This window comes from Mycolicibacter heraklionensis (genome assembly GCF_019645815.1).
In the GTDB taxonomy this organism is placed as follows: Bacteria; Actinomycetota; Actinomycetes; order Mycobacteriales; family Mycobacteriaceae; genus Mycobacterium; species Mycobacterium heraklionense.
This window is the reverse complement of the sequence record NZ_CP080997.1, coordinates 794,905-807,175: the sequence shown is the minus strand read 5'-3', so window position 1 is coordinate 807,175 and position 12,271 is coordinate 794,905. Positions and strand designations below refer to the sequence as shown.

General features: G+C 66.0%; 6 protein-coding genes. 1 reads left to right on the top strand and 5 read right to left on the bottom strand.

The window, feature by feature from the left end; genetic code table 11:
- Together K3U94_RS03825 and K3U94_RS03820 are read right to left on the bottom strand one after the other, a co-directional pair.
- Positions 1–759: a deoxyribonuclease IV gene (locus K3U94_RS03825; protein ID WP_220695631.1), complete on the bottom strand. Its 759-nt coding sequence runs from the start codon at positions 757–759 to the stop codon at positions 1–3.
- Positions 760–769: 10 nt separating this feature from the next.
- Positions 770–2,263, bottom strand: coding sequence for a glutamate-cysteine ligase family protein (locus tag K3U94_RS03820; RefSeq protein ID WP_220695630.1), 1,494 nt, complete (start codon positions 2,261–2,263; stop codon positions 770–772).
- A gap of 125 nt (positions 2,264–2,388) precedes the next feature.
- On the opposite strand from K3U94_RS03820, the gene K3U94_RS03815 reads away from it, so the two are divergent.
- Positions 2,389–3,207, top strand: a complete 819-nt coding sequence (locus K3U94_RS03815; RefSeq protein ID WP_220695629.1) for a hypothetical protein — start codon at positions 2,389–2,391, stop codon at positions 3,205–3,207.
- A gap of 71 nt (positions 3,208–3,278) precedes the next feature.
- On the opposite strand, the gene K3U94_RS03810 is transcribed toward K3U94_RS03815, so the two are convergent.
- The 3 genes from K3U94_RS03810 to K3U94_RS03800 form a co-directional block, all read right to left on the bottom strand.
- Positions 3,279–7,229, bottom strand: coding sequence for a DNA-directed RNA polymerase subunit beta' (locus K3U94_RS03810; protein ID WP_220695628.1), 3,951 nt, complete (start codon positions 7,227–7,229; stop codon positions 3,279–3,281).
- Between the two features lie 38 nt (positions 7,230–7,267).
- Positions 7,268–10,816 carry a DNA-directed RNA polymerase subunit beta gene (gene rpoB / locus K3U94_RS03805; protein ID WP_220695627.1) on the bottom strand — a complete coding sequence of 1,183 codons (3,549 nt, stop codon included), beginning with the start codon at positions 10,814–10,816 and terminating at the stop codon, positions 7,268–7,270.
- 369 nt (positions 10,817–11,185) lie between these two features.
- On the bottom strand, positions 11,186–12,238 hold the full coding sequence (locus K3U94_RS03800; protein ID WP_047317612.1) for an ABC transporter ATP-binding protein: 1,053 nt from the start codon (positions 12,236–12,238) through the stop codon (positions 11,186–11,188).
- Positions 12,239–12,271: the final 33 nt, after the last annotated feature.

The following is a 12,271-nucleotide window of genomic DNA, read 5'->3' as shown; positions in this document are numbered from 1 at the left end:
TCAGCTCAGCCGATCCCGCAGGAACGCTATGTCGGCCTTGCGGCCCTCCTCCGCGGTCTCGCAGATCACCGGGGCGCCGGCGGCCTTGACCACTGCGACCAACAGGTCGGGGTCGATCTGGCCGGCACCGACGTTGGCGTGCCGGTCCCGCCCGGAGCCGGCCGCGTCCTTGGAGTCGTTGCAGTGCACCAGATCGATGCGTCCGGTGATGGCCTTGATGCGCTCCACGGCATCGGGCAGGGATTCCCCGGCCGCCCAGGTGTGGCAGGTGTCCAGGCAGAATCCGACGCCGGTGTCGCCGATGTGGTCCCACAGCTTGGCGATGGTGTCGAAGCGCCGGGTCATCGCGTGGTCACCTCCGGCGGTGTTCTCCAGGTACACCGGGACGGTCGTCTCCAGGCGGTCCAGCGCCTTGCGCCAGCGAGCGAACCCGGCTTGCGGGTCGTCGTCATCGGCGGTCACGTGGCCACCGTGCACGATCACCGCGGCCGCGCCGATATCGGCGGCAGCGTCGCAGGTCTGCTGCAGGATGGTGCGCGACGGGATGCGCACCCGGTTGTTCGGCGAGGCGACGTTGATCAGGTACGGCGCGTGCACATAGATCGGCAGCGCCGCCGCGCGCAGTTGCGCCGCGTCCTCGCGGGGTTTGGGCGGCTTCCAGCTCTGCGGGTTGCCCAGGAAGATCTGCACCACCTCGGCGCCCTCGGCTTCGGCGGCAGCCAACGGATTCTGTGGGCGCACATGGGATCCGATCAACACGGCGGCCAGCTTAGTCCGGCGACGACGCGGATTCGATCGGCCAGGTGTGCACCGGCTGGTTGGTGTGCATGTGCGTGCAGTAGCGGCGCAGCATCTCGGCCAGCGCGGCCGGCCGGCTCAAGCCCTGGGCCTGCAACGCGCGGACCGTCGACACCTGCCAGGTGGCGCCGTTGCACCCCGTTGCCACCCGATCGGCGATGATGCCGAGGAACCGGTCGCTCACCTCGGCGGCCACCCCCCACTCGTCCAGGCCCTGACGGGCCAGTGGCAGCAGCTCGCGCCGCGTCAGTTCCGCCACGCTCACCTCACCCAGCTCCGGCCAGAACAGCCGGGCGTCCATGCCGTGGCGCGCGGCCCGGCGAAAGTTGTCGTGCGCCACCGCAAAACTCATCTGCGTCCACAGCGGACGCTGCTCGCGGGCCAGTCTGCGCAGCAGGCCGTAGTAGAAGACCGCATTGGCCACCATGTCGGCGACCGTGGGGCCCGAGGGCAGGACCCGGTTCTCCACCCGTAGGTGCGGTCTTCCGTCGACGACGTCGTAAACCGGGCGGTTCCAGCGGTACACGGTGCCGTTGTGCAGGCGCAGCTCCGCCAGTTGCGGGGTACGCCCCTGCGCGAGTTCGTCGGCTGGGTCCTCCTCGGAGACCTCGGGCAGCAGCGACGGGAAGTACCGCACGTTCTCCTCGAAGAGGTCGAAGATCGACGTGATCCACCGCTCGCCGAACCACACCCTGGGCCGCACCCCCTGGTTCTTCAGTTCATCGGGGCGGGTGTCGGTGGACTGGGCGAACAGCTCGACCCGGGTCTCCGCCCACAGTCGGTGGCCGAAGAAGTAGGGCGAGTTGGCGCCGATCGCCAGTTGCGGGCCGGCCAGCACCTGGGCGGCGTTCCAGTGGTTGGCGAAGTGGGCCGGCGAGACCTGCAGGTGCAACTGCATGCTGGTGCACGCTGATTCCGGCGCGATGTCCTCGACCTGCAGGCTCAGCGGTTCCGGGCCATCGATGTCGATGCCGATGTCCTCACCGCGCGCGGCGAAAATCGAGTCGTTGAGTGCCGCATACCGTGCCGAGTCACTCATCCAGTCACCGGCCAGATGCTCGGGCATCAGGGTCGGCAAGATGCCGATCATGACGATGCCCGCGTCGTGTGCGCGGGCTTTGGCCTGGGCGTCATTGAGGCTGGCGCGCACCTCGGCTTCCAGATCCAGCGCCGAGAGCGCCGTGAGCTGACGGGGCGGCACGTTGAATTCGATGTTGTAGGAACCCAATTCGCGTTGAAACGCCGGATCGTCGATCGAGGACAACACGCCGGCGTTCGACATGGCCGGCCGATAGTCCTCGCCGATCAGGTTGCCCTCGATCTCCATGCCGGTCAGCGGCGGCTCACATTCGAAGCTGGACTGCGCCAGCATCGTCTCGAAAACATCCAGGCACTGCTGAATCTTGTGCCGGTAATGCCGGCGCTGGGTATGACTGTAAGCAGTGCGGTTCACCTGGTCCCCCATACCCACGATGCAACCTGCGCACGCCCGTCCTCGCAACATCACACCGCCCCCGCTGCGCTGAATGGTGGCAAGAAATAGGGAAACGCCCGATTCAGCGGCCCCTGTCAGCGGCATACGCTCCGGCGATGATCATCCGAGCAAGAACCCTTAAACGCTGGGTTATCGGCGCCAGTCCAGCCTGCCTGGCCGCGCTGGGGGTCATCGTGGCCCCGGGAGCCGATGCCAGCCCACTGCCCAATGGTCTTGACGTTTCCTGCACCGCGGACAGCGGCGTCCACACGACGTGCATCATCGGCGGGTGCCCGCGCGTGAATGGCGACTACGTCGTCGACGCCGTCCACGTGCTGTACAACGGACGCCAGGAGGAGTACGGCTTCAAATGCATCAACGGGCAAACCGCCAGATGGGGCGTACAGACAGTCGCTGAGTTCACGATCGGGGTTCAGGGCTGCCGCAAGAAGGACCTGGAGGGCGACTGGTGCGGCCCCTGGGCGGACTACACGTACAAACCCCCGGCAGCGCCCGCGCCTGCGGCCGGAGCCGCACCGGCCCCGGGTCCCGCAGAGAAACCGGTGCGTTGCACCGGTGACGGCCGGATCCTGCCCCCGGGCTCCGATTGCTCCAAGACGCCCCCACCGGCAAAGCCGGAGGAGAAGCCGCCGACCAATCAGGTGCGCATGCAGATCACCAAGCAACTCGGCAATGTGAAGGTCAACGTCACCAACAACGCACCCATCGCCGGTAATTGCCTCTACAAGGCCAATGAGGTCAACGGTGCTGGGATTCCGGTCAGCAGGGCGTTCGACATCGCTGCCAACGGCTCGACAACGCTGAACTTCATCGCCCCGCTCCCGGGACAGACCTACCACGTCGTGCTCTCCTGCCACGGCGACTTCAAAGGCAAGAGCGTCGAATTCGGCCACCAGGAGCAAGACGTGTCCTGACCGCCCGACATCAGCTCGGCAGGAACGAGAAAGGCCCCGGGGGCGCACCCCGAGGCCTTTCTCGTTGCTGACTACCGGTAGTCGCTGTACCCGTAGTCGTCCAGCGGAACCGCGGCACCGGTGGCGGCGCCGAAGTCCGGGCTGTAGTACTGATCCTCGTAGGACGGGATCGTGTACGCAGCGGCCCGGGCCTCTTCGGTGGGCTGCACCGTGATGTTGCGGTACCGGTTGATGCCGGTGCCGGCCGGGATCAGCTTGCCGATGATCACGTTCTCCTTCAGGCCCTGCAGCTTGTCGCTGCGGCAGTTGATCGCCGCATCGGTCAGCACGCGGGTGGTCTCCTGGAAGGAAGCCGCCGACAGCCACGAGTCGGTGGCCAGCGACGCCTTGGTGATACCCATCAGCACCGGACGGCCAGCCGCGGGCTCGCCGCCCTCGGCCACCACGCGACGGTTCTCGGTCTCGAACTCGGCCCGCTCGGTCAACGAACCGGGCAGGAACTCCGTGGCGCCCGAGTCGATGATGGTGACGCGGCGCAGCATCTGCCGGACGATCACCTCGATGTGCTTGTCGTGGATCGACACACCCTGGGCCCGGTAGACCTGCTGGACCTCGTTGACCAGGTGGATCTGCACCTCACGGGGGCCCTGCACCCGCAGCACCTCGTGCGGGTCGGCCGAGCCCTCCATGAGCTGCTGGCCGACCTCGACGTGGTCGCCGTCGGACAGCAACCGCTCCGAGCCGTCCTCGTGCTTGAACACGCGCAGCCGCTGACGCTTGGGCAGCTTGTCGTAGACCACTTCCTCGCCACCGTCGTCCGGCACGATCGTGATCTTGTAGAACTTCTCGCCCTCTTCAAGCTGCACCCGTCCGGCGACATCGGCGATGGGCGCCTTGCCACGCGGAATCCGGGCCTCGAACAGCTCCTGCACACGCGGCAGACCACCGGTGATGTCCTCACCGACACCACCCTGGTGGAAGGTGCGCATGGTCAGCTGAGTACCGGGCTCACCGATGGACTGGGCGGCGACGATGCCGACCGCCTCACCGATGTCGACCAGCTTGCCGGTGGCCATCGACCGGCCGTAGCAGGTGGCACACACCCCGGTTCCGGTGGTGCAGGTCAGCACCGAGCGGACCTTCACCTGCGAGATACCGGCCGCCAGCAGCGCCTCGATCGACGGGTCGCCCAGGTCGTGGCCCCGCTCGACAACGACCTTGCCGTTGCTGTCGGCAGCGTCCATGGCCAAGGTGCGGGCGTACGCCGAGGTCTCGATGAACGGGTTGCGGATCAGCGACCCGTCCGCCTGAGGCTCGGCCAAGTCGACGATGATCCCGCGCTCGGTGCCGCAGTCGTGCTCGCGCACGATCACGTCCTGGGACACGTCCACCAGACGACGAGTCAGGTAACCCGAGTCAGCGGTACGCAACGCGGTGTCCGCCAAGCCCTTTCGGGCGCCGTGGGTGTTGATGAAGTACTCCAGCACCGTCAGTCCCTCACGGAAGGAGGACTTGATCGGCCGCGGGATGAACTCACCCTTGGGGTTGGTCACCAGACCCTTCATGCCGGCCAACGTCCGGGTCTGGGTGAAGTTACCCGTCGCACCGGAGTCGACGATCGTGATGATCGGGTTGTCGGCCGGGTAGTGGTCACGCAGCGCCTGACCCACTTCCTCGGTGGCTTCCTTCCAGATCTCCACCAGCGCCTCGTTGCGCTCGTCGTGGTTGAGAGCACCACGCTGGAACTGCTTTTCGACCTTGTCGGCACGCGCTTCGTAGGAGTCGAGGATCTCCTTCTTACGCGGCGGCACCAGCACGTCGGCCATCGAGACCGTGACCCCCGAACGCGTGGCCCAGTAGAAGCCGGCGTCCTTGAGCTTGTCGACGGTCTGGGCGACCACGATCATCGGGTAGCGCTCGGCCAGGTCGTTGATGATGACGGCCTGAACCTTCTTGTGCATCTGCTTGTTCACGAACGGGTACCCGGTCGGCAGCAGCTCGTTGAACAGCACCCGGCCCAGCGTGGTCTCGGCGATCCAGGCACCGCCCGGACGCCAGCCGTTCTCGCCGAACAGCTCGGTCTCCACCTCGGCCGGCGGCCGCAGCTGGTCCAGACGCACCTTGATCTTGGCCCGCACGCTCAACGCACCACGGTCGACGGCCATGATCGCCTCGGCCGGCGAGGAGTACACGCCGGCCTCCGGACGGTCCTTGGCAGCCGGGGTGTATTCGCCTGTCTCACCCTCGATCTCGGTGGTCAGGTAGTACAGCCCGGTAACCATGTCCAGTCGCGGCATGGCCAGCGGACGACCCGAGGCCGGCGACAGGATGTTGTTGCTCGACAGCATCAGGATGCGGGCCTCGGCCTGCGCCTCGGCACTCAGCGGCAGGTGCACGGCCATCTGGTCACCGTCGAAGTCGGCGTTGAAGGCCTCACACACCAGCGGGTGCAGCTGAATGGCCTTGCCCTCCACCAGCTGCGGCTCGAAGGCCTGGATGCCCAGGCGGTGCAGCGTGGGTGCACGGTTGAGCAGCACCGGGTGCTCGGCGATGACCTCTTCCAGGACGTCCCACACCTGGGGGCGCTGCCGCTCCACCATCCGCTTGGCGCTCTTGATGTTCTGCGCGTGGTTCAGGTCGACCAGTCGCTTCATCACGAACGGCTTGAACAGCTCGAGTGCCATCAGCTTGGGCAGACCGCACTGGTGCAGCTTGAGCTGCGGCCCGACCACGATCACCGAACGGCCCGAGTAGTCGACACGCTTGCCGAGCAGGTTCTGACGGAACCGGCCCTGCTTGCCCTTGAGCAGGTCGCTCAACGACTTCAGCGGACGGTTGCCCGGTCCGGTGACCGGGCGGCCGCGACGGCCGTTGTCGAACAGCGCGTCGACGGACTCCTGCAGCATCCGCTTCTCGTTGTTGACGATGATCTCGGGGGCGCCGAGGTCGATCAGTCGCTTGAGGCGGTTGTTGCGGTTGATGACCCGGCGGTACAGGTCGTTGAGGTCGCTGGTGGCGAACCGGCCACCGTCGAGCTGCACCATCGGACGCAGCTCCGGCGGAATCACCGGCACCGCGTCGAGCACCATGCCCATCGGGGAGTTACCCGACTGCTGGAATGCGGCGACCACCTTAAGGCGCTTGAGAGCACGAAGCTTCTTCTGCCCCTTGCCGTTCTTGATGATGTCGCGCAGCAGCTCGGCCTCGGCGTCGATGTCGAAGGTCTCGATCAGCTTCTGGATCGACTCGGCACCCATCGCACCGGTGAAGTACTCGCCGTAGCGGTCCACCAGCTCGCGGTAGACGGTCTCGTCGACGATCAGCTGCTTGGGAGCCAGCTTGACGAAGGTGTCCCAGATGTTGTCGAGGCGGTCCAGCTCACGCTGGGCACGGTCGCGCAGCTGACGCATCTCGCGCTCGCCGCCGTCGCGAACCTTGCGGCGCACATCGGCTTTCGCACCCTCGGCCTCCAGCTCGGCCAGGTCGGCCTCCAGCTTCTGGGCGCGGGCCTCCAGGTCGGCGTCGCGCTGGTCTTCGACGGCCTTCTTCTCGACGACCATCTCGGCTTCCAAAGTGGACAGCTCGTTGTGGCGCATCTCGGTGTCGACGCTGGTGATGACGTAGGCCGCGAAGTAGATGATCTTTTCGAGGTCCTTGGGCGCCAGGTCCAGCAGGTAGCCCAAGCGGGACGGCACGCCCTTGAAGTACCAGATGTGGGTGACCGGGGCGGCCAGTTCGATGTGGCCCATCCGCTCACGACGCACCTTGGCGCGAGTCACCTCAACGCCACAGCGCTCACAGATGATGCCCTTGAAGCGCACCCGCTTGTACTTGCCGCAGTAGCACTCCCAGTCGCGAGTCGGTCCGAAGATCTTCTCGCAGAACAGGCCGTCCTTCTCGGGCTTGAGGGTGCGGTAGTTGATCGTTTCCGGCTTCTTGACCTCACCGTAGGACCATTGCCGGATGTCCTCCGCGGTCGCCAGGCCGATGCGGAGCTCATCGAAGAAGTTGACGTCGAGCACGTAACTCCCTTTCCCCTTGCGGGTTTAGTAGCGAGTAATTAAGCCAGGTCCTCAACCGAGGCGGATTCGTTGCGGGACAGGTTGATTCCCAGGTTGGCGGCTGCCCGCTCCAGGTCCTCGTCCTCGCCTTCGCGCAGCTCGATCGCCGCACCGTCCTTCGCCAGCACCTCAACGTTGAGGCACAGCGACTGCAGCTCTTTGAGCAGCACCTTGAAGGACTCCGGGATGCCCGGCTCGGGGATGTTCTCGCCCTTGACGATCGCCTCGTAGACCTTGACGCGCCCGACGGTGTCGTCGGACTTGATCGTCAGCAGCTCCTGCAGCGTGTACGCCGCACCGTAGGCCTGCATGGCCCAGCACTCCATCTCACCGAACCGCTGGCCACCGAACTGCGCCTTACCGCCCAGCGGCTGCTGGGTGATCATCGAGTACGGACCCGTGGAACGCGCGTGGATCTTGTCGTCCACCAGGTGGTGCAGCTTCATGATGTACATGTAGCCGACGGTCACCGGGTACGGGAACGGCTCACCGGAGCGGCCGTCGAACAGCATCGCCTTGCCGTCACCGTTGACCATGACCTCGCCGTCGCGGTTGGCCAGGGTCGAGGACAGCAGGCCCTGCAGCTCGGCTTCCTGCGCACCGTCGAACACCGGGGTCGCGGTGCGGGTGTCCGGGCCGGCGGAGTACAGCTCCTCGGGGAGCTTGTCCGCCCAGTCCGGCACGCCGGCCGCCACATCGATGTTCCAGCCGGTCTTGGCAATCCAGCCCAGGTGGGTCTCCAGGATCTGACCGATGTTCATCCGTCGCGGCACACCGTGGGTGTTCAAGATGATGTCGACCGGGGTGCCGTCCGGCAGGAACGGCATGTCCTCGGCCGGCAGGATCTTGCCGATGACGCCCTTGTTGCCGTGGCGACCGGCCAGCTTGTCACCGTCGGAGATCTTGCGCTTCTGCGCGACGTAAACACGCACCAGCTCGTTGACCCCGGCGGGCAGCTCGTCGTCGTCCTCGCGGGAGAACACCCGGATTCCGATGACCTTGCCGGACTCGCCGTGCGGCACCTTCAGCGAGGTGTCGCGGACCTCGCGGGCCTTCTCGCCGAAGATCGCACGCAGCAGCCGCTCCTCGGGCGTCAGCTCGGTCTCACCCTTGGGGGTGACCTTGCCGACCAGGATGTCGCCGTCGCGGACCTCGGCGCCGATGCGGACGATGCCGCGCTCGTCGAGGTCAGCCAGCACCTCGTCGGAGACGTTCGGGATGTCCCGGGTGATCTCCTCGGCGCCCAGCTTGGTGTCGCGGGCGTCGATCTCGTGCTCCTCGATGTGGATCGAGGTCAGCGTGTCCTCCTCGACCAGCCTGTTGGACAGGATGATCGCGTCCTCGTAGTTGTGCCCCTCCCACGGCATGATCGCCACGAGCAGGTTCTTGCCCAGGGCCATCTCGCCGTTGTCGGTGCAGGGACCGTCCGCAATCACCTGGCCGGCCTCGACACGCTGGCCGGCGTCGACGATCGGACGCTGGTTGGCGCAGGTGCCGTGGTTGGACCGGTTGAACTTGCGCATCCGGTAGGTCTGCCGGGTGCCGTCATCGGCCATCACCGTGACGTAGTCGGCGGACACCTCCTCGATGACACCGGTCTTGTCGGCGACGATCACGTCGCCGGCGTCGATCGCGGCCCGCAGCTCCATGCCGGTGCCCACCAGCGGGGCCTCGCTGCGCACCAGCGGAACCGCCTGGCGCTGCATGTTGGCACCCATCAGGGCACGGTTGGCGTCGTCGTGCTCGAGGAACGGGATCATGGCCGTGGCCACCGACACCATCTGGCGCGGCGAGACGTCCATGTAGTCGACCTCGGCCGACGACACGTACTCGACCTCGCCGCCCTTACGGCGGACCAGAACACGGTCCTCGGCGAAGCGGCCGTCGTCCTCCAGCGGCGAGTTGGCCTGCGCCACAACGTGGCGGTCCTCCTCGTCGGCGGTCAGGTAGTGGATCTCGTCGGTGACGACGCCGTCCACAACCTTGCGGTACGGGGTCTCGATAAAGCCGAACGGGTTGACCCGCGCGTACACCGACAGCGATCCGATCAGACCGATGTTCGGGCCTTCCGGGGTCTCGATCGGACACATCCGGCCGTAGTGGGACGGGTGCACGTCACGAACTTCCAGGCCCGCCCGCTCACGCGACAGACCACCCGGCCCCAGCGCCGACAGGCGGCGCTTGTGGGTCAGACCCGACAGCGGGTTGTTCTGGTCCATGAACTGGGAGAGCTGGCTGGTGCCGAAGAACTCCTTGATCGCGGCGACCACCGGGCGGATGTTGATCAGGGTCTGCGGCGTGATGGCCTCGACGTCCTGGGTGGTCATCCGCTCGCGGACCACGCGCTCCATCCGGGACAGCCCGACCCGGATCTGGTTCTGGATCAGCTCACCCACGGTGCGCAGCCGCCGGTTGCCGAAGTGGTCGATGTCGTCGACCTCGACGGGAACCTCCACGCCACCCGGCACCGTCATGGTGGCGGACACGCCTTCCTGAGCGGCCTGGTGCAGGCGCACCAGGTACTCGATGGTGGCCACGATGTCCTCTTCGGTCAGCGTGGTCGGCTGCGACTCGCCCGGGTTGGCGGTCAGGCCCAGCTTCTTGTTGATCTTGTAGCGACCCACCCGCGCCAGGTCGTAGCGCTTCTCCTTGAAGAACAGGTTCTCCAGCAGAGTCTGCGCGGACTCCTTGGTGGGGGGCTCGCCCGGACGCAGCTTGCGGTAGATGTCCAGCAGCGCCTCGTCGGAGTTGGCGGCGTTGTCCTTCTCCAGCGTCGACATCATGATCTCGGAGAAGCCGAAGCGCTCGCGGATCTGCTCAGAAGTCCAGCCCAGCGCCTTGAGCAGCACGGTGACCGGCTGGCGGCGCTTGCGGTCGATACGAACGCCGACCAGGTCGCGCTTGTCGACGTCGAACTCCAGCCAGGCGCCGCGGCCCGGGATCACCTTCACCGAGTGCAGCGTCTTCTCGGTGGACTTGTCGATGTTGGCGTCGAAGTACACGCCCGGCGAACGCACCAGCTGGGAGACGACGACACGCTCGGTGCCGTTGATGATGAAGGTGCCCTTCTCGGTCATCATCGGGAAGTCACCCATGAACACCGTCTGGCTCTTGATCTCGCCGGTGTTGTTGTTGATGAACTCCGCGGTGACGAACAGCGGGGCCGCATACGTCATGTCCTTGTCGCGGCATTCCTCGACGGGGGCCTTGACCTCGTCGAACCGCGGGTCGGAGAACGACAGAGACATCGAGCCGGAGAAGTCCTCAATCGGGGACAGCTCTTCGAGAACCTCTTCGAGGCCACCCTTGGGCGCGGCACCGGTCTGCTGGGCCATCTTCTCGCGCCACTCCGACGCCCCGATCAGCCACTGGAACGAGTCGGTCTGCACGTCGAGCAGACCCGGAACCTCGAGGGGTTCGCGCAGCTTGGCGAAGGAGACCCGGTTCGGGGCCCCGGGCACGGAACTATTGGGAGAATTCTGGGTGGTAGTACCTGAAGCGTTCTTCTTGCTCTGGCGGGAGACTGCCAAGATGCGTCCTTCCAGCACCTAATGCGGCCAGCGGATCCCGGTTCTCACCGGACCCCGTTCGCTGCGAATATCGACCGTTGGTTCGGCTGGCGAACGTTCTGTCCGGTCTCACGCACAGCCAAACCACGAGCTAACAGGCCTGAAACGAGTCAATACACCTGACTCAGGCTGGTACTGCGGTGTTCGGGTGCGGGTAAGGGATGGGCAGGAGGAAGCCAGCGCAACGTCCAACAATAGCGCAGGCTGACGCAATCCTCAACTGCGATGCTCCGGGACCCTATCGGTGCTGGCTGACCTCCGCCGGGCTCCCCGCACGTGTGCTGGTGACAAGATTGGACCGTTTAGGTCCGTCCGTCAAGAGCTGACACGGCGTGAGCCTGCAGAGTCTCAGCCCGGCGGGGTCGGGATCGACGCCGTGGGAGCCTCTTCGTCTGCCGGGAACTCGTGTACGGCGTACTTGTGGGTGCCCTCGAGCTCGTCCCGGATGGCCGCCTGAGCGTTGGGCGGAAGGGTGTGCAGGATCTCGCGCACCCGGGCCTGGCGCCGCGCCACACCCTTGCGGTCCGGCAGGCCGGGGGTCGCGCTCAGCTGCGGCGGCACGCCCTCGATTTCCTCGACGCCGCCGTCACTCTGCCCGGCCGCGATCATCGCTTCCTCGGCTGCGGCGGTCGCCTGGTCTTTCTCCTCGGACATGCCGATCGGACCGATCCGGCGGCCGTTGAGGAACTGGCGCACCACCGGCTCGTCGGAGGTCAACAGCACCTCGCGGGGGCCGAACATCACCAGCTCCTTGCGGAACAGCATCCCGATGTTGTCCGGCACGGTGCGCGCGATGTTGATGTTGTGCGTAACGATCAGGATGGTGGCGTCGATCTGGGCGTTGATGTCGATCAGCAGCTGGCTCAGGTACGCCGTGCGGACCGGGTCCAGGCCGGAGTCTGGCTCGTCGCAGAGGATGATCTGCGGGTCGAGCACCAGGGCGCGGGCCAGGCCGGCACGCTTGCGCATACCACCGGAGATCTCACCCGGGAACTTGTAGCCGTCGTTGGGCATACCGACCATCTCGAGCTTCTCCATGACGATGTCACGGATTTCCTTCTCGGATTTCTTGGTGTGCTCCCGCAGCGGGAAGGCGGTGTTGTCGTAGATGTTCATCGACCCGAACAGCGCGCCGTCCTGGAACAGCACGCCGAACAGCGTGCGGATCTCGTAGAGCTCCTTGGCGGAACACTGCAGGATGTCGGTGCCGTCGATGACGATCGAACCGCGCTCGGGGCGCAACAGGCCGATCAGCGACTTCAAGAACACGGACTTGCCGGTGCCGGAGGGCCCGAGCAGGACGCTGACCTCTCCCTCGGGAATCGTCATGGAGACGTCTTCCCAAATCCGGGCCGATCCGAAGGACTTGGTAAGCCCTTGTACCTCGATGGCGACACCCATTAGTGAGGTCCTTCCGCAACGTCTGTTCGTGCC

Coding starts and splice junctions, on each gene's coding strand:
- K3U94_RS03800 (WP_047317612.1), bottom strand. CDS start 12,238: ATGGGTGTCGCCATCGAGGTACAAGGGCTTACCAAGTCCTTCGGATCG.
- K3U94_RS03815 (WP_220695629.1), top strand. CDS start 2,389: ATGATCATCCGAGCAAGAACCCTTAAACGCTGGGTTATCGGCGCCAGT.
- K3U94_RS03820 (WP_220695630.1), bottom strand. CDS start 2,263: ATGGGGGACCAGGTGAACCGCACTGCTTACAGTCATACCCAGCGCCGG.